The 20,152-nt window shown below is 50.8% G+C and carries 19 protein-coding genes; 9 read left to right on the top strand and 10 right to left on the bottom strand.

Features of this window, described 5'->3' with window-relative positions; genetic code table 11:
- Window positions 1-62: 62 nt before the first annotated feature.
- Entirely contained in the window at window positions 63-491 is a 429-nt protein-coding gene (locus tag HBA93_RS03895; RefSeq protein ID WP_122092839.1) for a GNAT family N-acetyltransferase, read from the bottom strand.
- A gap of 77 nt (window positions 492-568) precedes the next feature.
- Window positions 569-2,821: a DNA topoisomerase IV subunit A gene (parC, locus tag HBA93_RS03890; RefSeq protein WP_221722392.1), complete on the bottom strand. Its 2,253-nt coding sequence runs from the start codon at window positions 2,819-2,821 to the stop codon at window positions 569-571.
- A 254-nt stretch (window positions 2,822-3,075) separates the two neighbouring features.
- Here parC and HBA93_RS03885 point away from each other — a divergent pair, with 254 nt between their 5' ends.
- Window positions 3,076-4,317, top strand: coding sequence for an aq_1923 C-terminal domain (locus HBA93_RS03885; protein WP_121992787.1), 1,242 nt, complete (start codon window positions 3,076-3,078; stop codon window positions 4,315-4,317).
- Between the two features lie 123 nt (window positions 4,318-4,440).
- Here HBA93_RS03885 and aspS read toward each other — a convergent pair whose 3' ends face one another.
- Window positions 4,441-6,228: an aspartate--tRNA ligase gene (gene aspS, locus HBA93_RS03880; RefSeq protein ID WP_221722391.1), complete on the bottom strand. Its 1,788-nt coding sequence runs from the start codon at window positions 6,226-6,228 to the stop codon at window positions 4,441-4,443.
- A 417-nt stretch (window positions 6,229-6,645) separates the two neighbouring features.
- Here aspS and rnd point away from each other — a divergent pair, with 417 nt between their 5' ends.
- Genes rnd through HBA93_RS03865 form a run of 3 tightly spaced genes read left to right on the top strand, consistent with a single transcriptional unit; the run spans window position 6,646 to window position 8,339 of the window.
- Entirely contained in the window at window positions 6,646-7,800 is a 1,155-nt protein-coding gene (gene rnd / locus HBA93_RS03875) for a ribonuclease D (protein WP_221722390.1), read from the top strand.
- 2 nt (window positions 7,801-7,802) lie between these two features.
- Window positions 7,803-7,991 (top strand): dihydrofolate reductase family protein, encoded by a 189-nt coding sequence (locus tag HBA93_RS03870; RefSeq protein ID WP_221722389.1) that lies wholly within the window; start codon window positions 7,803-7,805, stop codon window positions 7,989-7,991.
- Between the two features lie 18 nt (window positions 7,992-8,009).
- A complete protein-coding gene (locus tag HBA93_RS03865) occupies window positions 8,010-8,339 on the top strand; it encodes a dihydrofolate reductase family protein (RefSeq protein WP_221722388.1) in 330 nt (109 codons plus the stop codon).
- A gap of 62 nt (window positions 8,340-8,401) precedes the next feature.
- Here HBA93_RS03865 and ppx read toward each other — a convergent pair whose 3' ends face one another.
- On the bottom strand, window positions 8,402-9,925 hold the full coding sequence (ppx, locus tag HBA93_RS03860) for an exopolyphosphatase (RefSeq protein ID WP_221722387.1): 1,524 nt from the start codon (window positions 9,923-9,925) through the stop codon (window positions 8,402-8,404).
- Complete coding sequence (locus HBA93_RS03855; RefSeq protein ID WP_502910032.1) at window positions 9,922-12,126, bottom strand: RNA degradosome polyphosphate kinase; 2,205 nt, start codon at window positions 12,124-12,126, stop codon at window positions 9,922-9,924. Before HBA93_RS03855 ends, ppx begins: the two co-directional genes overlap by 4 nt.
- Before the next feature lie 399 nt (window positions 12,127-12,525).
- Here HBA93_RS03855 and HBA93_RS03850 point away from each other — a divergent pair, with 399 nt between their 5' ends.
- Together HBA93_RS03850 and HBA93_RS03845 are read left to right on the top strand one after the other, a co-directional pair.
- Window positions 12,526-12,783 (top strand): zinc-finger domain-containing protein, encoded by a 258-nt coding sequence (locus HBA93_RS03850; RefSeq protein ID WP_121992791.1) that lies wholly within the window; start codon window positions 12,526-12,528, stop codon window positions 12,781-12,783.
- 180 nt (window positions 12,784-12,963) lie between these two features.
- Window positions 12,964-14,205, top strand: coding sequence for an FAD-dependent monooxygenase (locus HBA93_RS03845; RefSeq protein ID WP_221722386.1), 1,242 nt, complete (start codon window positions 12,964-12,966; stop codon window positions 14,203-14,205).
- A 75-nt stretch (window positions 14,206-14,280) separates the two neighbouring features.
- Here the strand turns inward: HBA93_RS03845 and HBA93_RS03840 are convergent, their stop codons facing one another.
- Window positions 14,281-14,703 carry a VOC family protein gene (locus HBA93_RS03840; RefSeq protein WP_221722385.1) on the bottom strand — a complete coding sequence of 141 codons (423 nt, stop codon included), beginning with the start codon at window positions 14,701-14,703 and terminating at the stop codon, window positions 14,281-14,283.
- Window positions 14,704-14,898: 195 nt separating this feature from the next.
- On the opposite strand from HBA93_RS03840, the gene HBA93_RS03835 reads away from it, so the two are divergent.
- Both HBA93_RS03835 and HBA93_RS03830 read left to right on the top strand, forming a co-directional pair.
- On the top strand, window positions 14,899-15,426 hold the full coding sequence (locus HBA93_RS03835; RefSeq protein ID WP_221722384.1) for a GNAT family N-acetyltransferase: 528 nt from the start codon (window positions 14,899-14,901) through the stop codon (window positions 15,424-15,426).
- Window positions 15,427-15,442: 16 nt separating this feature from the next.
- A complete protein-coding gene (locus HBA93_RS03830) occupies window positions 15,443-15,805 on the top strand; it encodes a VOC family protein (RefSeq protein WP_221722383.1) in 363 nt (120 codons plus the stop codon).
- Here the strand turns inward: HBA93_RS03830 and HBA93_RS03825 are convergent.
- Entirely contained in the window at window positions 15,800-16,213 is a 414-nt protein-coding gene (locus tag HBA93_RS03825; RefSeq protein WP_221722382.1) for a GNAT family N-acetyltransferase, read from the bottom strand. The genes HBA93_RS03830 and HBA93_RS03825 overlap by 6 nt on opposite strands.
- Before the next feature lie 88 nt (window positions 16,214-16,301).
- Here HBA93_RS03825 and HBA93_RS03820 point away from each other — a divergent pair, with 88 nt between their 5' ends.
- A complete protein-coding gene (locus HBA93_RS03820) occupies window positions 16,302-16,679 on the top strand; it encodes a glyoxalase superfamily protein (RefSeq protein WP_121992795.1) in 378 nt (125 codons plus the stop codon).
- A gap of 55 nt (window positions 16,680-16,734) precedes the next feature.
- On the opposite strand, the gene HBA93_RS03815 is transcribed toward HBA93_RS03820, so the two are convergent.
- The 3 genes from HBA93_RS03815 to HBA93_RS03805 form a co-directional block, all read right to left on the bottom strand.
- A complete protein-coding gene (locus tag HBA93_RS03815) occupies window positions 16,735-17,484 on the bottom strand; it encodes an amino acid ABC transporter ATP-binding protein (protein ID WP_033315959.1) in 750 nt (249 codons plus the stop codon).
- A gap of 196 nt (window positions 17,485-17,680) precedes the next feature.
- Window positions 17,681-18,835 carry an amino acid ABC transporter permease gene (locus tag HBA93_RS03810; protein WP_121992796.1) on the bottom strand — a complete coding sequence of 385 codons (1,155 nt, stop codon included), beginning with the start codon at window positions 18,833-18,835 and terminating at the stop codon, window positions 17,681-17,683.
- Window position 18,836: 1 nt separating this feature from the next.
- A complete protein-coding gene (locus tag HBA93_RS03805) occupies window positions 18,837-20,030 on the bottom strand; it encodes an amino acid ABC transporter permease (protein ID WP_075655871.1) in 1,194 nt (397 codons plus the stop codon).
- Between the last annotated feature and the right edge of the window lie 122 nt (window positions 20,031-20,152).

Here is a 20,152-nt window from a genome sequence, read left to right as displayed (position 1 = left end):
TTAAGAAAATACTCTCACAATAAGATTCATCTCAGAGTGATGGTATCAGGACTGAAGCGGATTTAAGCCTTGCGACCAACCTTAAACGCCATGCCGATTGAAGCAGGCGCAACCGGCGCAAAGCCGTATTGTGCATAGAGATGTTGCGCCGGACCATCAGCAATCAGGCTGACATAGGCACTCTCCGGCGCATGTTCATCCAGATAGGCTTTGATCTCAAGCATAATCCGCTTGCCAAGTCCCTGCCCCTGATAGTCAGGCAGAACCGCAATATCGCAAACCTGATAGGTTGTGCCGCCGTCACCGATGACGCGTCCCATGCCGATAATCTGATCACCATCAGCAATCTGCACAGCGAATAATGAATTCTTCAGACCGCGCTCGGCTGCGTCATTTGTTTTTGCACTCAGGCCGCTTGCAGCACGTAAATGACAATAAGTCTGCACATCCGGAATCTGATGCAGCACCTGATATTTTGATTCAGCAGGCATGGCTAAAGGTTTCTTCCCATTGGTTTATCGGCAATCAGAACGGTTTCATCCCTACAAGAAACCGTTCTGATCAAATTTTACGATGTGAATTTACCGGTGCGCGGGAAACCCTTCGGCACCATACGTCCGGCAGAAGCGCGCGCGCCCGTCCATTCCAGCAATTCTTCTTTACTGCGTGTGAATGTGCGGTCAGCGGAATCCTGCCATGTCAGCCCCTGCTCGATAGCAAAGCTGCGGATGTCGGACACACCGCCGTCTTTGTATTTCTGCAGACGTACACCTTTACCACGCGCGAGTTCCGGCAGCTCGGACAGCGGGAATACCAGCATTTTGCGGTTTTCACCGACAACAGCCATGGTATCACCGGTCACACGCTGACAGATTTTCATCTCATCCGGCAGTTTCACATTCATGATCTGCTTACCCTTACGGGTATTGGCAATGACTTCGCTTTCGCTAATCATGAAGCCATAGCCCTCATGAGAGGCCAGTAGCAATTTCGCGGATGCATCATGAACAAAAGCGGTCAGAATATCCTGATCATTGTCCATATCGACCATGATACGGATGGGCTCCCCATGGCCGCGACCACCCGGCAAAGTATTGGCTCCGATGGTGAAGAACTTACCACCGGTCGTTGCAACAACAATCTTATCCGTGGTTTCGGCATGGAAAGCCAGCTGCAGTTTATCGCCCTCTTTAAAGGACAGGCTGGAGAAATCTGCCAGATGTCCCTTCATGGCGCGCATCCAGCCTTTTTCTGATACCACAATCGTGACCGGCTCGCGCTCGATCATCGCCTGATGAATATCTTCCAGATCATGGCTCGGCGCTTCGGCAAATTGCGTGCGGCGCTTACCCAACGGTGTTTCAGGCCCGTAGGTCTCGCGAACCTTTTTGATTTCGCCGCTGATCGCCTTCCACTGCTTGATTTCCGAACCAAGCAATTCTTCAAGCTGCGCTTTTTCAAGTGTCAGCCCGTCAAACTCTTTACGGATTTCAAATTCTTCCAGCTTGCGCAGAGAACGCAGGCGCATATTGAGGATCGACTCAGCCTGCATGTCTGTCAGGCTGAAGGTGCGCATCAGTTCCTGTTTCGGCTCATCCTCTTCACGGATGATGCGGATAACCTCATCCAGATTGAGATAGGCAATCAGATAACCGCCCAGAATTTCCAGCCGCTTTTCAATCTCATTAAGCCGGAATTGTGAACGGCGCTGCAGAACTTCCTTACGATGTTCCAGCCATTCTTTCAGCACACCACCCAGCGAGAGAACATTCGGCACTTTGCCATGGGAAAGCACGTTCATATTCAGCGAAATGCGGCTTTCAAGCTCGGTGAGCTTGAACAGCGATTCCATCAGCAATTCAGGATCAACTGTACGGTTCTTCGGCTCCAGTACGATACGGATATCTTCAGCCGATTCATCACGGATATCGTCGAGCAACGGCAATTTCTTCGCCAGCAGCAGTTCAGCGATTTTCTCAATCAGGCGTGACTTCTGCACCTGATACGGAATTTCCGTAATCACCACCACCCATGTACCACGACCGAGATCTTCCTTCTCCCATTTCGCACGCACGCGGAATGCGCCGCGGCCTGTGCGATAAGCCTCAAGAATATTCTCTTTTGGCTCAACCAACACACCGCCGGTCGGAAGATCAGGTCCCTGAACAATTTGCACCAGTTCTTCAACTGTTGCCTGCGGATTGCGGATCAGCAGCAGCGCGGCATCACACAGCTCCGCCACATTATGCGGCGGAATATTGGTGGCCATACCTACAGCAATACCGGAGGAGCCGTTTGCGAGAAGGTTAGGAAAAGCACCGGGCAGAACGACCGGTTCTTCGTCTTCCTCATTATAAGTCGGACGAAAATCGATGGCGTTTTCTGTAATACCTTCAAGCAGCAGTGACGCCACTTCGGTCATGCGTGCTTCGGTGTAACGCATAGCCGCCGGATTATCACCGTCAATATTGCCGAAGTTGCCCTGCCCGTCTACCAGCGGATAGCGCACGGCAAAATCCTGCGCCAGTCGCGCCAGCGCATCATAAATAGAAGCATCGCCGTGAGGGTGGAACTTACCCATCACGTCACCGACAATACGCGCGCATTTCGCGTAAGAGCTGCCCGGATTAAGACGCAGCAGACGCATGGCATGCATGATGCGGCGGTGAACCGGCTTCAGACCATCGCGCACATCCGGCAGCGCACGATGCATGATCGTGGACAGCGCATAGGCAAGGTAGCGCTCTTCGAGCGCCGATTTCAGATCAACTGTTTCAACGTGATCGTCGCCGCCTGAAGGCGGAATCAAATTATTTCCCATGGAATATGGTTAGCAAGCGGCTGATTCTGCGGCAAGTCAGGATGCGTTTACACACAGTGAATAGGCCGGTTTTCCGCATTATTCTCGTTATTTCGTCAAAAATACAACGATAATGACAACAGATTTTCGATCATCCTCAAGTGTGACTTGCAGTAAAATAAACGGGCTGTTACGAAAATGACAAAATTGCCATGTTATTAGGCAATGACAGTATTTCGTATGTAATATTCAGGTCAACACTTAAGGAGCCTCTGATGCCGGTTATGAAACCGCTATATACCGCAGCCCGCACTCTTTCCGTTGCTACAGCACTCACTGTGATCTTTGCTGGTTCAGCTTATGCACTGGACGGAAATGATGTAGCCAAGCGTCTGCAGGCTCGCTTTGAAGAACAGGGTACAAAAATCGAGTTCGGCAAAGTCGACACCGACGGTTCAACTGTTACCCTGCGCGACACAAAAATCGATTTCAAATCCGCTGAAATGGGCAGTTTCACCGTTGGTGACATTGTTCTGACAGATGTTGCTGAAAACGACAAAGGTGCCTACACCGCAGAAACAGCAACCCTGCAGGATTTTGAGAAAAAAGACGACAAGAGCACCTTCACTCTGAAGGGCGTTGAAATCGGCAAACTCTATCTCGCAGCAGATGACGAACAGGATCCTGTTGTCAAAATGCTGTATTATCAAACCATGAAGGCCGACAGCTTTACCATCAACGAAGATGGTGAGGACATGGTCAGCATGAAAGATATTTATGCCAGCTCATCCCCTTATACAAAAGGCACACCGGTCTCGATGAGCTTTGGTATCAAGTCCATTGATCTCGACATCGAGAAAATGGATGCACTGCGCAAAGGTGCGGATGCAAGCGCCGGCAATGATGAAGCTTCGCAAACACCAAATCCGATGATCGACCTTGGCTACAAACAGCTGAGCATGGCAGTAACCTCCACTGGTTCATGGGAACCGGAAAAAGGCGATCTGGCCATCGACAAAATGGAATTTGACGTCAAGGATGTCGGCAAATTCGACACCACAATGAAGCTTGGCGGCTATGATGCAAAATTCATCAAATCCGTACAGCAGGCCAGCGCTGAAATGAGTGCAAATAAGGAAAATTCCGATGCAGCCGGTATGGCAATGCTCGGTCTGATCCAGCAGCTTTCGATCAGCAACATGGCTATCCGCTATGACGATTCATCCCTCACCCCTAAACTGCTCGACTATTATGCCAAGCAGCAGGGTATCTCCAAGGAAGACATGGTCAACCAGATCAAAGGCATTGCGCCGATCATGGTTGGCTATCTCGGCCATGCGGATTTCGCCATGCAGGCAACGACTGCCGTCAACACCTATTTTGACGATCCTAAGTCTCTGACAATTGCTGCAAAGCCGGAAGCGCCTGTTTCCTTCGCTCTGATCGCAGCAACTGCAACTGCTGACCCTAAGAAGCTTCTGGACCTGCTGGCTGTTAAACTGACTGCCAACCAGTAAGTTCTTCTGAACTGAACAAGAAACCCGGCTTTTAGCCGGGTTTTTTATTGCCTGAACATTGCGCAATAAAAAACGCCGCGTCCGTTAAGACGCGGCGTTTTTAATATTTAACCCTGAAACAGATCAGTCTTTTTTGATCGGGTTCACACGGATATGCAGATCACGCAGCTGAGCCGGTGTAACTTCTGCCGGTGCGCCCATCAGCAGATCAACAGCCTGCTGGTTCATCGGGAACAGCGAGATATCGCGCAGATTTTTCGCACCAACGAGCAACATAACCACACGGTCGATACCGGCGGCCATGCCGCCATGCGGAGGCGCGCCATACTGGAATGCACGGTAGAGGCCGCCGAAGCGATCTTCCACATCCTGCTGGCTCAAACCAACCAGTTCAAAGGCTTTGACCATAACTTCCGGCAGCTGGTTACGGATCGAACCGGATGCGATTTCAAAACCGTTACAAACCAGATCGTACTGATAGGCTTTGAGCGACAACGGATCCTTCGTTTCCAGCGCTTCCAGACCACCCTGCGGCATGGAGAACGGGTTATGCGCGAAGTCGAGCTTCTTGTTGTCTTCATCCCACTCATAGAACGGGAAGTCGATGATCCAGGCCAGTTCGAAACGATCACGGTCTGTGAGGTTCAGTTCTTCACCTGCGCGGTTACGGGCATCGCCGGCAAATTTGTAGAATTTCGACGGCAGACCAGCCACGAAGAAGCAGGCATCACCATCTTCCAGACCCATCTGGGTACGGATCGCTTCAACGCGTTCTTCACCGATATTCTTGGCAATCGGGCCTGCACCCTCAAGCTTATCGCCTTCTTTACGCCAGAAGATATAGCCGAGACCCGGCTGACCTTCACCCTGCGCCCATGAGTTCATGCGATCACAGAAAGCGCGCGAACCACCGGTTTTCGCAGGGATAGCCCATACTTCAACCTTAGGATCATTAGCGATCATGTTTGCGAACACTTTGAAACCGGAACCGGCAAAGTGACCGGTCACGGCCTGCATTTCAATCGGGTTACGCAGATCAGGCTTATCCGAACCATAGGTGCGGATCGCGTCATCATAAGCAATGCGACGGAACTGCTGGGTTACCGGCTTGCCTTCAGCAAATTCTTCGAAAATGCCGCGCATAACCGGTTCCATTGTCTCCCAGACTTCTTCCTGAGTGACAAAGCTCATTTCAAGATCGAGCTGGTAGAACTCACCCGGCAGACGGTCTGCACGCGGATCTTCATCGCGGAAGCAAGGTGCGATCTGGAAATAGCGGTCGAAACCAGCCACCATCAACAGCTGCTTATATTGCTGCGGTGCCTGTGGCAGCGCGTAGAACTGACCTTCGTGAATACGGCTCGGCACGAGGAAGTCGCGCGCGCCTTCAGGTGAAGAAGCGGTCAGGATCGGTGTCGTAAATTCGTTGAAACCGATCTCGTTCATATGACGACGCATAGATGCAATGATCTTGGTGCGCTTCATGATGTTTTTGTGCAGCGTGTCGCGGCGCAGATCGAGGAAGCGGTATTTCAGACGGATATCTTCCGGATAGTCCGGCTCACCGAATACCGGCAGAGGCAGCTCCTTGGCAGCAGCCAGAACTTCGATCTCTTTGGCAACGATTTCGATTTCACCGGTTGGCAAATTCGGATTTACAGCCTCATCAGCACGGGCGGTTACTTCACCGTCAACGCGGATCACCCATTCACCGCGAACGGTTTCAGCAACTTTAAATGCCGGGCTTTCCGGATCAGCAACGATCTGGGTCAAACCATAGTGGTCGCGAATATCGATAAAGAGAATACCGCCGTGATCGCGGACACGATGAACCCAGCCGGAAAGACGAACTGTCTGGCCGACATCCGACTTGCGGAGGGCTTCGCAGGTATGGCTGCGGTAACGATGCATGTTTTCTGCCTTCAGAAGAGTGTAAAGAAACGTAAAATCGCAGATAAAATCTGATTTTTATGTTGTCGGACAAGCGCATTTTGGCCACGAAAAGTCAAGTGTCAGACCCTTCTACAGCCAAATTGATTCATTCTGAATGTTCTATAACCGCTTACAACTGTGAGCAACAGACAGCAGCCCCCTGCGAATTGCAGCCAGAGTAGTCCCAGCTACGATAGAATCGTCTGAAACGCTCTGGCTTTATTATTTTCACGCATTTCCGAACGCATCGAAGTGGGAAAAGAAATCAGTCCGGCGAACTGATTTCCCCGCGAAGGCGGTTCCCACTTTTGCTGGAAATACTCTAAGTCACAACATATGTGATTTTTAAGCTTACGCCCCCGCGACAAAGCTATTGTGATTGTTTATAGAAAAATCATGGAACTTATTACGACAACACAGGGTCTTGAACAGGCCGTTTCACAGCTTTCAAAATCTGATTTTGTCACTGTGGATACCGAATTCATTCGTGAAACCACTTTCTGGCCGGAACTTTGCCTGATCCAGATGGCATCGCCGGACACAACGGCATTGGTGGACGCGCTGGCACCGGGCATTGATCTCAGCTCTTTCTTCGCCCTGATGGCGGATAAATCTGTCGTCAAAGTGTTTCACGCTGCCCGTCAGGATATTGAAATCGTTTTCCACCTCGGAAATCTGATCCCTGAGCCGGTATTTGATACACAGGTCGCGGCGATGGTTTGCGGTTTTGGCGATGCCATTTCCTATGACCAGCTGGTTGCCCGTATCACCGGCGTAAATCTGGACAAGTCGTCCCGCTTTACCGACTGGCGCCGCCGTCCGCTGAGCGACAAACAGCTGGATTACGCGCTGGCTGATGTGACCCATCTGCGTGATGTCTATCTCTATTTGCAGGATCGCCTGACCAAAGAAGGCCGCAATGACTGGGTGAGCGAAGAAATCCGCATTCTCACCGCCCGCGAGACCTATGACATGCATCCTGACGATGCGTGGAAGCGTCTGAAAATCCGCCTGCGCAAGCCTGCCGAACTGGCCGCCATGCAGAAGGTTGCCGCATGGCGTGAACGTGCCGCACGCGAACGCAATGTGCCGCGTGGCCGTGTAATCAAAGACGATACGATTCAGGAAATCGCCCAGCAACAGCCGCGCGATGCGGAAGCGCTGTCCCGTCTGCGTACCATTCCGAAAGGCTGGGAGCGTTCCTCTCATGCACAGGGGCTGGTTGAAGCGATCAATGAAGCACTGAGCATTCCGAAAGAGGATATGCCACGCCTGCCGAAGCAATATAATGCGCCGGAAGGCACCGGTGCCGCTTCAGATGTGCTCAAGCTGCTGCTCAAAATCATTACCGAAGATCACGGTGTAGCACCGAAGGTTGTTGCCTCTTCCGATGATATTGACCAGATTGCTGCCAAGGGTAATGCAGCGGATGTACCGGCACTGAAGGGCTGGCGTCGTGAGCTTTTCGGTGAAAAAGCACTGCAAATGATTGAAGGAAAAATCGGCATCAAATTTGAAAACCGTAAGATCAAGGCAGTTCCGCTGGATTAAACATGAGTGCCAAGATCAAAGTCAGCGTTTTTCTTGGCATAAGTCTGGGCGGCTATATTGCCGGTCCGGTCAATGATCTGTCATGGCTGTCCGTGGTCGAAGCTGATCCGTCTGAAGATACAGCTATAATGCTTTTAATGACTGACGTTGATGTATTGATTATGGGACGCAATACCTGGACACAGTGCTGACATTCGGCTTCTGACTTTATGAGGGCACAGGTTGTTGTGCTGACCAGCCGCCCGCTGGCACCGCTTTATGGCGAAACCAGCTTCAACAGCACACTCGGCGATCTGCTGCCGGAACTGTCTGCGCGCGGTCTCAGGCATGTCTGTCTCGATGGCGGTAATGTTGTGCGCCAAGATCTGCAACAACAGTTGGCTGATGAACTGACTTTAAGCTGGATACCGGCCACAACCGGCAAAGGTGTGCGACTGTTTGAAGGTGATATGTCCCTGAACCAATGGAAACTCACCGGCCATCAGGCTTTTCCAAGCGGATTGCTGCAAGGTCGTTATACATTCGACAAAACGATGTAAAAAAGCCGGATTTGATCATCCGGCTTTTTATTATTTCAATGCTGCAATGCAATATTTTAGCTTTATTCAACCGCAAAACGAAGCGTCTTGTCGGTTACCTTAGCCAGAACATTCAGCCGGTTATCCAGTCGCTCTGATACCAGATCACGATAGACCTCCGGCACCACCAGCGCCAGAACATCGCCTTCCTGCCGCCATTTAAGCTGCGGGATTACTCCCGGCATTGAGGCAGAGAACAAATAAACCACACGCAGCAATGCACCCAGAACCCGAGCCCGCTCGCGCAGACGCGGCGTTGCAATGCGAATGATTTCCGGCGCGGCATCATCATCCATTACACCTTCATGGCGATAATAATTGGCCAGCGCCATATAAGCACGCCCCGGATGGTCAATCCCGATGAATGACCCATGGGCAATAATATTAAGCGCCTGCGGGCCGCGATAATCGGGATGCGCGCGCCAGCTGATATCGGCCAGCAGACAGGCCGCACGGCGATAACGATATTCATCCTCGGTCTCGTCATAACCAAGCTGCTCAAACGCGTAGCCGGTCCAGTCCGCCAGCTCGTGCGCATGGCGCGGTGAGCGCGAACGCAGCACCGCCTGCTCTTCAGCAGCGGAAAGCAGAGGATCGAGTTTTTGCTCTTTTTTAGCGAGCAAGGAGAACAGATAGCCCTCACGCACGCCCATTGCCGAGAACACAATTTGTGCCGGCTGCATACGCTTAACAACTTCCATCAGCACTGTCGCACCATAGGACAACAGCTGACGGCGGTTTTTCGACACAGCCTCAATGCCGCGCATATGATCAATATCAAACCGCGCCACACGATAGAGGAAGTGATAGGCATCTTCCGGATCCATCGCATAGCCATGCATGACATGCAGCGGATAATGTTTGGCACTCATATGCAGCTTGGCAAGATTTCGCCATGTACCGCCCACCGCATAGAATGTGCGGCCTTTGCCCTCTTTCAGAAACTCGACATCACCGACATATTTGCGGGTGATTTTCGCAGCTTCCGTTATCTTACCACCGGACAAATCCTGCAGGCGCAAACCGCCAAGCGGCAATGTAATGCCGCTGCCGATTGCCTTGTCAGGATTGTCGCCATGCACATCAACCAGTTCGAGACTGCCGCCACCAAGGTCACCGGCGATACCGTCCGGATGGTGAAAACCGGAAATAATACCAAGTGCTGAATAATAGGCTTCCTCGCGGCCGGAGAGAATCTGGATGTTTTCACCCAGAATTTCTTCCGCCCGTGCAATGAAATCCGGCCCGTTTTCTGCTTCACGCGCAGCCGCTGTGGCAATTGTATAGATTTTTGTCGCACCGGCCTGCTTGGCCAGCGCACGAAAACGCCGCAGCGCCTCAAGCGCACTGGCGACCGATTTATCATTCAGACGTCCGGTTTGTGCCAGTCCTTTACCCAGACCGCTCAGAATTTTCTCGTTAAAGAAAATTGTCGGAGAACGCACAATACCTTCATAGATAACCATACGCACGGAGTTGGAACCGATATCAATAACTGCGACCGGTTCCAGACCTTTCAAGCGGCCCTGTGCCAGAGACAAAGTCATGCGTTACGGTTTCGCTCTGCGCGAACGCGGTTGTGACGCGCAATCAAACGCGGTGCTGACGATTTCAGAGACTTGCCGCGACCGGACAGGCTGGGATTGGTCATGAAATATTCCTGAGCGTTAAAAGCTTCTTCCCCGTCCACGGGTTTAATCCGCTTGGAGGTTCCGTCTGAAAGTACCTCAAAGCTTTGTTGATTATCGTAGAGATTTGCAAGCATAATCTGCGATAAAATCTGTTGATGCACGGTCACATTTGTAACAGGCACCAGCGTTTCCACGCGGCGGTCAAGGTTTCGCGGCATCATATCTGCCGAGCTTATATAGACAATTGCATCTTTGGACGGCAAATCCTGCCCGTTACCGAAGCAGAAAATACGTGAATGCTCAAGAAAACGACCAACAATGGATTTGGCGCGGATATTGTCTGACAGACCCGGAACCTGCGGACGCAGACAGCAAATGCCGCGTACCACCAGATCAATCTGCACCCCTGCACTGCTGGCTTTATAGAGAGCATCAATGATCTGCGGATCAACCAGCGAATTCATTTTCATCCAGATCGCCGCCGGACGACCCGCTTTCGCGTGTTCAATCTCATTTTCAATATGTTTCAGAATCCGGCGGCGCAATGTAAAAGGCGAGATAGCCAGTTTCATAACATCTGCCGGTTGCGCATAACCGGTAATGAAATTGAAAATATGCGCCACATCGCGCGCCGTATCGGCATCAGATGTGAAGAAAGACAAGTCAGTGTAAATCTTCGCGGTGATCGGGTGATAGTTACCCGTACCAAGATGCACATAAGAGCGCAGTTTTTCATCCTCGCGGCGCACGACGAGCGACATTTTCGCGTGGGTTTTCAGCTCGATAAAGCCGAAGACCACCTGCACGCCCGCACGTTCCAGATCGCGTGCCCAGCGAATATTCGCTTCCTCGTCAAAGCGTGCTTTCAACTCCACCAGCGCGGTCACCGACTTACCGGCTTCCGCCGCATCAATCAGCGCACGTACAATCGGCGAATTGTTTGAGGTGCGGTAGAGCGTCTGTTTGATGGCCAGCACATTCGGATCAAGTGCCGCCTGACGCAGAAACTGCACCACAACATCAAAGGACTCATAAGGATGGTGAACGACAATATCCTTCTCGCGGATTGCCGCTAAACAATCGCCGCCATGCTCACGGATGCGCTCAGGAAAACGTGGGTTATAAGGGGTGAATTTCAGATCATCGCGCGGAATAGCAACAATTTCCGAAATCATATTCAGCGCCAGCAGACCCGGCAGAATACTCACACGGCTCTCGGAAACACCAAGCTCCATGGTCATGAACACCCGCAGCGCTTCCGGTATATCGCTGTCGAACTCAATACTGATAACCCGTCCGCGACGACGGCGCTTCAGCGCAGTTTCGAAATGGCGAACCAGATCTTCAGCATCTTCTTCCACTTCAATATCGCTGTCGCGAATGATGCGGAATGTACCGGCGCCACGCACTTCATAGCCCGGAAACAGGCGTTCAATGAACAGACTCACCACATCTTCAAGCGTGATAAAGCGATAGATACCCGCCTCAGACGGTATCTGCACGAAACGGCTGAGCGCCACCGGCAGGCGCAACAGCGCCACCATCGGGTGCTTGTCGGTTATGCGCGACAATTGCAGCGCCATCGAGAAGCCGAGATTCGGAATAAACGGAAACGGATGCGCCGGATCAAGCGACAAAGGCGTGAGAACCGGAAAGATCGTATCCAGAAAATGATGTTCAAGCCATTTCTTGTCGTGTTTTTTCAGGCGGTCAGAACGGATGATCTCAATATTTTCCTGAGCCAGTTCCTGACGCAGCATTTGCAGCGTTTCCTGCTGCGCAACCTGCAAAGTGGCAACTTCTGCCAGCACAAAATCAAGCTGCTCCTGCGGTGTGCGGCCATCGGCTGAACGTGTGGCCACACCTGCCCGCACCTGCCCTGCAAGACCGGCAATACGCACCATGAAAAATTCATCAAGATTGGCCGCCGAAATCGACAGGAAACGCAACCGCTCCAGCAGCGGCTGATGTTTGTTCACAGCCTCTGCCAATACGCGCTTATTAAACTGCAACCATGAGAACTCACGATTGACAAAGCGCTCCGGACTGTCAGACAGATTCCGCACAGCATCATCGGCAGACATATCTGAAACAGCAATAATATCTGTCTTGGCCATTAATGCCGGCATATTACCCACAGGTTCAGCCTCTTTAACCGATCCATGATTTTTTTTATGCGACACGTTAACAATCCCTCTGAAATCGTCGGCTCTCAGAAATCACCGGAAAGACCGGACGATATTCGATCCTCTAAACAGTGCTCCTGTTAAGGTTCGTTTATGCATTCTGTATGACAAATTCTTAACAAAGCGGAGATTACAGCAGAAACTATAAAAAACACTTCCGCTCCTGCATTATTCGCGATACATCAGAGCCAAATTATGCGTCCGAGCGCTGCCGGCATCAAGGTTCCGCCTGCTGTCTCTCTCACGCTTTGTTGTTACCGCATTGATGTGGCGAGTGATTCCGCTCAAAGCATAAATGCTTTAAGGTGATACCATCACTGGAGTCGTCATATGTCAGATCATATCATCCCTCATTTTCAGAACGATGCCGGCCACAATGCCATCAGCATCGGCGTTAAAGAATTCATGTGCGTTGGCGCCAATCCGCCATTCGACCATCCGCATGTGTTTCTCGATATGGGCGATGAGGAAGAAGTTGTCTGCCCTTATTGCTCAACCCTTTATCGTCACGATGCATCCCTGAGCGCAGATAAGACTGTGCCTGCCGGCTGCACCTTCAACGATCCTCAGGTTGCTGCTGCAGAATAATCCTGCCTGCCTCCGTGAAAATGCGCCCCGTTTTTCACCTTCAGAGCAGATGTTATTTTCTTTCAGACTGCTCTGACACCACGCTTCAGTTTCTGTAGATGCCGTTGTGCAAGGATAAGAGCGGGATAAAATCCCGTTCAGATATTTCCGGCATCTGCCTCAACGGCTGTGAGGGCAACCATGCAAAACCAGAATAATCAGCGTATTCTTATTTCCGGTGCCGGACTTGCCGGTATGACCACGGCTCTGGCTCTGGCAGAGCGGGGTTTTTCCGTGCTGATGATGGAAAAGGCACCGGCACTTTCCGAAGTCGGAGCCGGTTTGCAGCTGGCACCCAATGCCACGCGGCTTCTTGCCCGTTTGGGCATTATGGAAGACCTGCTGCCCCATGCCGTCAGCCCTGACGCGCTCTATCTGATGGACGGTGTGAAAGCACAACCGCTTATTCGCATGGAACTTGGGAGCCAGGCAGAACAACGCTGGAATGCGCCCTATATTACCTGCCATCGTGCAGATTTGCAGGCAGTTCTGCTCAAGGCCGTGCGCGCGCATCCGCAGATTACTTTGCATCTCGGGGCTAATGTGCTGTCCCATCACATTTCAGAAGACAAAGTGACGATCCGCGTTGATCTCAACGATCAGATTACCGACTATAGCGGGCAATTGCTGCTCGGTTGCGACGGTGTGTGGTCAGCGCAGCGTGCCGGACTTGTGGCGAATAATGCGGCCACGCAAAATGACAGCCGCGCAAGATTCACAGACCACATAGCCTGGCGCACCACCCTGCCCGCTGAACAGCTGCCGCAGAGTTTTCTTGATAGTCTCAAAGATACACTCAGTGTTTCTGCATGGCTTGGTCAGGGCGCACATCTGATTGCCTATCCGATTAAAAACGGTAAAGCCTTTAATTTTGTCGCGATTACTGATGGTGAAGATATCGGCACAAGCTGGGATATGAAAGGCGACAGCGCCGCTCTGATCCGCAGTTTTTCAGGCTGGTCTCAGGCTGTCAGCGATGTAATCAAAGCCGCACCGCAATGGACATTCTGGCCGATGTTTGAAATGCCGGAGCCAAAGCTGGTGATTGATAAGCGCCTTGTGCTGCTTGGCGATGCTTCTCATGCGATGACACCATTTGCGGCACAGGGTGCAGCAATGGCTATTGAAGATGCGGCCTCGCTCGCAGCACATCTCTCACCGGAGCAAAGTGATCACAGCGAAGCTCTCGCTGCTTTTGAAAAACAAAGACTGGCGCGCATTGCCAAAGTTGCCCGCCGCGGCAAGCTCAACCGTTTTGCCTATCACGCCAGCGGCCCTGTGGCTCTCGGTCGTAACATGCTGTTTAAAATACGCAAACCGGAAGACTTCCTGCGCGATCTGGACTGGCTTTATCAATATGATGCGGCTGACATTACATCCTGAACCGCATCATATTTTTCAGGCTCTGCCCCGTTGTTCAAAAACTAACATTGCGATCAGAACGGGACAGGGAATAGTTTAGTCTTTTGCCATGGCCTGCTTTGCAGCTTCCATGTCCATCCACATCACTTCCCATATATGGCCGTCCAGATCTTCAAAACTGCGGCCATACATAAAGCCATAGTCCTGCACAGCTGACGGATCTGCCTTGCCACCGACAGACGCAGCTTTGCTGACTAGCTGGTCTACCTCCTGCTTGTCCGATGCTGAAACACACACCAGAACCTCGCTGACAGTATGTGCATCGGCAATGTTCTTGGGTGTGAACTGGCGGAATTTATCATGGGTTATCAGCATAACGTGAATAACGTCCGATAAAACCATGCAGGCTGCGGTTTCATCGCAGAACATATCATTCTTCCGTGCTCCGATTGCCTCATAAAAGCTGATCGACTTATCGAGATCACGCACGGGAAAGTTCACAAATATCAGTCTGCTCATTATAATTTCCTCCTCAGAATATTTGGCAAGCCTGTTTAACTTCTGCGGCAGAGCGGTTCCGGTTAATATTGAATCAGTAGAACCGCTCTAATTCTTTGTTTTACGTGTACCCCGAAAACTGCTTCGCACTTTTCGGGGTACGCTCCAGTGGCAGCATATTACACCAAATCAGACAGATTGAGACAGGAGCCCGATTTGATAATTTATCGCACAGCCAAATCCTTCGACGCTGCAAAACTTGCAGCTTTATCCATCGAAGTCTGGCTGCATACCTATGCCAAGGCAGGTATCAGCACTGTTTTTGCTGAATATGTACTGCAGCGTTTTACGCCGCAATATTTTGATCAGCTGATCGCGGATGGCGCAAAACAGATCATTGTCGCGGAACAGGATGGTCACCTGCTCGGCTATATTGCCATTGATTATCATGCCGCATTGCCCGAAAGCCTGCATGCGCTGACAACAGCCGCAGAGATCAGCACACTTTATGTCAGAGCCCGTCATGCCGGAAGCGGTATCGGCTCCGCCCTCATGCAACAGGCACGTGAAGCGATAAAAGCACAGGATATTGGCCATATCTGGCTTTCGGTCTTGCATGATAACCACCCTGCATTACACTTCTACAGGAAACAGGGTTTCCAAAGGCAGGGTTCAATCTGGTTTGAACTTCCCGGTGAGCGCCATGAAAATTATGTACTGATACAACCGGCCTTGCCTGCCTGAACAACAGGAGAAAACAATGCCGATACTCGGACTGGATCATATTCAGCTTGCAATGCCTGCCGGTGGTGAGGACAAAGCCCGTACATTTTATAGCGGCCTGTTAGGTATGACGGAAGTTCCCAAACCCGACAATCTGGCAAAACGCGGCGGCTGCTGGTTTGAGTTGCGTGATCTTAAAGTTCATCTCGGCGTTGAGCGCGGCTTTGCTCCCGCACAAAAAGCGCACCCGGCTTTTCTGGTTGATGACTTGTCAGCATTTTTAGCAATGCTCGCAGAACATCAGATTGAATCGACAGAGGATGAACCGCTGACCGGTTATCTTCGTGCCTATATCAACGATCCGTTCGGCAATCGTATCGAGCTGATGCAGAGATTATAAAGGCTTTACCTGATGAAACATCAGACAAGATGAGCCTTTTACAAAGCCCTGTTTTTCATAAAACGGAACCAGCTGTTCAGGGCAATAGAGTTCAAAACTCTGAACTTTTTGCAGATCAGGGTGCCGAATGATGCGTAAGACAATTTCCTGTCCAAGCCCCTGTCCGCGCGTGGATTCATCCACAATCACATCAAAAATCAATGCTTTAAAAGTATAATCCGTCAGCACACGGGCAAAACCAATGACGCGATCCTGCATATCACAACAGGCGATAATCAGATCGCAATGAACAAGCATATTAATCGCATCATCATAAGAACGGCTCTGCGTCCACCATTCCTTTGTGTAAAGTTCAAAGAAACTATGATGGTGTTTTTGCTCCAGCTGGTTCAGCCATTGATATTGCATTTTTTCTCCCATCGCTGCCTGTATAGTTTTAATATGAATTTTACAGGCATATTTTATAGTCACGGCTAAACACACCGGAGAACATTTTATGAGCAATGTCCAGTTTGAGCAGGTCTGCCCTATTTTCAGAATTTTCGACATTGAGAAAGCCAAAGAATTTTATCTCGACTATCTGGGTTTTCAATGTGACTGGGAACATCGCTTTGCTGAAAATATGCCGCTCTATATGCAGGTTTCGCGCGGCAATCTGGTGTTGCACCTCAGCGAACATCATGGCGATGGCAGCCCCGGCGCCAATATTTTCGTGCGCATGCAGGGTGTCGATACCCTGCATAAGGAAATCAGCAGTCGTAAATACCGTTTCCTGCGCCCCGGTATAGAAAATGAGCCATGGGGTCGGGTTCTGGCTGTGATTGATCCGTTCGGCAATCGTATCCAGTTCTGCGAAGGCCCGCATGACGAATAGATAATAAAAAACACCCGCGATTTTCATTGCGGGTGTTTTAATATGTTTCTGAAAATTAGTGCAGGATCTGGCTGAGGAACAGCTTGGTACGCTCATGCTGCGGATTGTCAAAGAATTCGGATGGCGAATTCTGTTCCACAATCTGCCCCTGATCCATAAAGATCACGCGGTTGGCAACCTGACGCGCAAAGCCCATTTCGTGGGTTACGCAGATCATGGTCATGCCTTCTTCAGCGAGGCTAACCATGGTGTCCAGCACTTCCTTGACCATTTCAGGATCAAGCGCAGAGGTCGGCTCATCGAACAGCATAATACGCGGCTTCATGCAGAGTGAACGGGCAATCGCCACGCGCTGCTGCTGACCACCGGAAAGCTGCCCCGGATATTTATTGGCCTGCTCCGGAATCTTAACGCGTTCCAGATAATGCATCGCGATTTCTTCTGCCTGCTTCTTCGGCATTTTGCGCACCCAGATCGGAGCAAGTGTGCAATTCTCAAGAATTGTCAGATGCGGAAACAGGTTGAAATGCTGGAAAACCATACCGACTTCGCGACGCACTTCATCGATCTTTTTCAGATCATTGGTCAGCTCTTTGCCGTCCACAATGATCTGGCCTTTCTGATGCTCTTCAAGGCGGTTAATGCAACGGATCATCGTTGATTTACCGGAACCGGAAGGTCCTGCCACGACAATACGCTCCCCGCGCATTACCCGCAGATTAACATCGCGAAGCACATGGAATTCACCATACCACTTATGCATTCCGACAATATCGACTGCGACATCGGTTTTGGATATTTCCATGATTGCTCCCGTTTCTTCCATCGTCGGCTTCAGCAAAGCGCCCGATTGCATGCTCATTCTTTATTCCCTCACTGACCATCCGCAGCAATAATGCTGATGGTATTCCCGATTGAATGGTTTCATCCGTCTGAATGAAACCATTTCTGTTCTTTGGCAGCTGTAAGCGAAAAACCAACTCCCGGTTTTCCGCAGCCGCTTACCGATGGCTCGTATCCAGCCTTCGCTCCATATATAGCGAATAACGCGACATACAGAAACAGAAAATCCAGAATACAAATCCGGCAAAAACAAGACCCGTTGCCGGTGTCTGCGGTGTTGCCCAAGTGGCATCCGAAAAATTCTGCCTGACGATTCCAAGCAGGTCGAACATACCGATAATGTAAACAAGACTTGTGTCTTTGAACAAGCCGATAAACGTGTTCACAATACCCGGCAAAGCAAGTTTCAGCGTTTGCGGCAGGATAATGAACAGAGTTTTCTGCCAATAGCTTAAGCCCAGCGAATCCGCGCCTTCATATTGCCCTGACGGAATCGCCTGCAAACCGCCGCGAATGACTTCAGCCATATAGGCGGAAGCGAATAATGATACGCCGACCAGCGCACGCAAAAACTTATCAAAGCTGGTACCCGGCGGCATGAACAATGGCAGCATTACACTGGCCATGAACAGCAATGCCACCAGCGGCACGCCGCGGATAACTTCAATGAAAATCACGCAAAGTGCCTTGATAACCGGCATATTGGAACGCCGCCCCAAAGCCAGCAAAATACCCATCGGCAGCGATACGGTAATCCCCACTACGGACAGGATCAGTGTAACAAGCAGACCACCCCAGAGCGATGTTTCGACATAGCGAAGTCCGAATGAACCGCCCACCAGCAGGAAATAGGTGAAGACCGGAAAAACAAGGAACAACAGAACTGCGTTCAGCATTTTATGCGGCAGTTTACCGATCAGCATCGGCACCAGCAAAATCACGAAAACCAGCGCCACGAGTTTCACCCGCCAGCGTTCATCAACCGGATAGCGCCCGTAGAGAAATTGCTGGAGCTTTGCATCGACAAAAGCCCAGCAGGCACCCGACCAGCCATCCGGCTGCAAACCGCCCTGCACCGTTGTGGTACAGAATGTGCGGTCAGTCCCCGCCCAGACAGCATTGACAAACAGCCAGTTTATCAATCCCGGCAGAAACCAGACAATCAGCGAAATACCCATGATTGTCAGAACGGTATCTTTAAGGCTCGAAAACAGGTTTTCTTTCATCCATGAAGCAATGCCTTTCTGACTGGCAGGTGCCGGCATCGGATCAACCATTTGCGAGCGTACATATTGTAAGTCTGAATTTGTCATCTTACCGCTCCACCAATGCCATTTTCGCGTTAAACCAGTTCATGAATGCAGAGGTAATGAGGCTGATGCCGAGGTAAACCGCCATCCAGATCGCCACAACTTCTACCGCCTGCCCTGTCTGGTTAAGCACCGTACCGCCGACAGCCATCAAATCCGGATAGCCGATAGCAATAGCCAGAGACGAGTTTTTCGTCAGATTGAGATATTGGCTCGATAAAGGCGGAATGATAATCCGCATCGCCTGCGGCACAACAACAAGGCGCATCGCCTGCGGTCTGCGCAGACCCAAAGCTGCGGCTGCCTCTGACTGCCCCTTGCTAACCCCCTTGATGCCGCCGCGCACTGTCTCTGCGATGAAGGATGCCGTATAGAATGACAGCGCCAGATAAAGCGCCAAAAACTCAGGTTTTACCTGTGTACCGCCGGTCAGATTGAATGAGCCAAGCTTCGGAATATCAAAGCTGACAGGCATTCCCGTGATAAAAAATGCGAGCGCCGGCAATCCTATTATCAGTGCCAGAGCAACACGCCAGAACGGAAAAATCTGCCCTGTTTTTGCCTGACGTAAACGTGCCCAGCGATGAATGACAAAGGCTGCAATAACAGCGGCGACGAAAGCCGCGAATATAAGCCATGCATTCTCGCCCCAGATTATGGACGGAAAGAAAAAACCGCGTTTGTTCAGATAAGTATCAAACGGCAAAGCATAGCTGCCGCGCACTTCCGGCAGAACTGACAACACGCCGAAATACCAGAAGAAAATCACGAGCAATGGCGGGATATTACGAAAAGTCTCGACATAAATGGTACAGATTTTGGCGATCAGCCAGTTTCCCGAGAGACGCCCGATACCAACCAGAAATCCGATGACCGAAGCTGTTATGATGCCCAGTACAGCAACATAAAGCGTATTCAGAAGACCGACCACAAAGGCCCGTGCATAGTTGGAATCCGCATCATAACTGATCAGCGACTGGCTGACGTCGAAACCTGCACGACTTTTCAGAAAGTCAAAACCGGATGCAATGTTCAGCCTCTGCAAATTTGCGGCTGTATTTCCTATTATCCAATAAATCAAAGCAAAAACTGAAATAAAAACAACCGCCTGATAAAATAATCCGCGCATTTTCGGATTATTCAGGAGGGAAACTTGTGTTTCCTGTCGCTTGCCGGTTACGGCGCTTTGATCTGCCATGCGCACCTCATGCTCTGCTGTCAGATATTTGACCGGATACTTGACCAGATATTTAAAAAAGCCCCCTGCGCCTTTTTGCCTATAGCCGGATTATCAATTATAAAATTCACACAGGGATTACG

This window comes from Ochrobactrum sp. SFR4 (assembly GCF_019730395.1).
Classification (GTDB): domain Bacteria; phylum Pseudomonadota; class Alphaproteobacteria; order Rhizobiales; family Rhizobiaceae; genus Pseudochrobactrum.
This window is presented reverse-complemented; position numbering and strand designations above follow the sequence as displayed.

Bases quoted from the DNA above. Each gene is read 5' to 3' on its own strand.
- HBA93_RS03895 (WP_122092839.1), bottom strand. From the start codon at position 491: ATGCCTGCTGAATCAAAATATCAGGTGCTGCATCAGATTCCGGATGTG.
- parC (WP_221722392.1), bottom strand. From the start codon at position 2,821: ATGGGAAATAATTTGATTCCGCCTTCAGGCGGCGACGATCACGTTGAA.
- HBA93_RS03885 (WP_121992787.1), top strand. From the start codon at position 3,076: ATGCCGGTTATGAAACCGCTATATACCGCAGCCCGCACTCTTTCCGTT.
- aspS (WP_221722391.1), bottom strand. From the start codon at position 6,228: ATGCATCGTTACCGCAGCCATACCTGCGAAGCCCTCCGCAAGTCGGAT.
- rnd (WP_221722390.1), top strand. From the start codon at position 6,646: ATGGAACTTATTACGACAACACAGGGTCTTGAACAGGCCGTTTCACAG.
- HBA93_RS03870 (WP_221722389.1), top strand. From the start codon at position 7,803: ATGAGTGCCAAGATCAAAGTCAGCGTTTTTCTTGGCATAAGTCTGGGC.
- HBA93_RS03865 (WP_221722388.1), top strand. From the start codon at position 8,010: ATGAGGGCACAGGTTGTTGTGCTGACCAGCCGCCCGCTGGCACCGCTT.
- ppx (WP_221722387.1), bottom strand. From the start codon at position 9,925: ATGACTTTGTCTCTGGCACAGGGCCGCTTGAAAGGTCTGGAACCGGTC.
- HBA93_RS03855 (WP_502910032.1), bottom strand. From the start codon at position 12,126: ATGGCCAAGACAGATATTATTGCTGTTTCAGATATGTCTGCCGATGAT.
- HBA93_RS03850 (WP_121992791.1), top strand. From the start codon at position 12,526: ATGTCAGATCATATCATCCCTCATTTTCAGAACGATGCCGGCCACAAT.
- HBA93_RS03845 (WP_221722386.1), top strand. From the start codon at position 12,964: ATGCAAAACCAGAATAATCAGCGTATTCTTATTTCCGGTGCCGGACTT.
- HBA93_RS03840 (WP_221722385.1), bottom strand. From the start codon at position 14,703: ATGAGCAGACTGATATTTGTGAACTTTCCCGTGCGTGATCTCGATAAG.
- HBA93_RS03830 (WP_221722383.1), top strand. From the start codon at position 15,443: ATGCCGATACTCGGACTGGATCATATTCAGCTTGCAATGCCTGCCGGT.
- HBA93_RS03825 (WP_221722382.1), bottom strand. From the start codon at position 16,213: ATGCAATATCAATGGCTGAACCAGCTGGAGCAAAAACACCATCATAGT.
- HBA93_RS03820 (WP_121992795.1), top strand. From the start codon at position 16,302: ATGAGCAATGTCCAGTTTGAGCAGGTCTGCCCTATTTTCAGAATTTTC.
- HBA93_RS03815 (WP_033315959.1), bottom strand. From the start codon at position 17,484: ATGGAAATATCCAAAACCGATGTCGCAGTCGATATTGTCGGAATGCAT.
- HBA93_RS03810 (WP_121992796.1), bottom strand. From the start codon at position 18,835: ATGACAAATTCAGACTTACAATATGTACGCTCGCAAATGGTTGATCCG.
- HBA93_RS03805 (WP_075655871.1), bottom strand. From the start codon at position 20,030: ATGGCAGATCAAAGCGCCGTAACCGGCAAGCGACAGGAAACACAAGTT.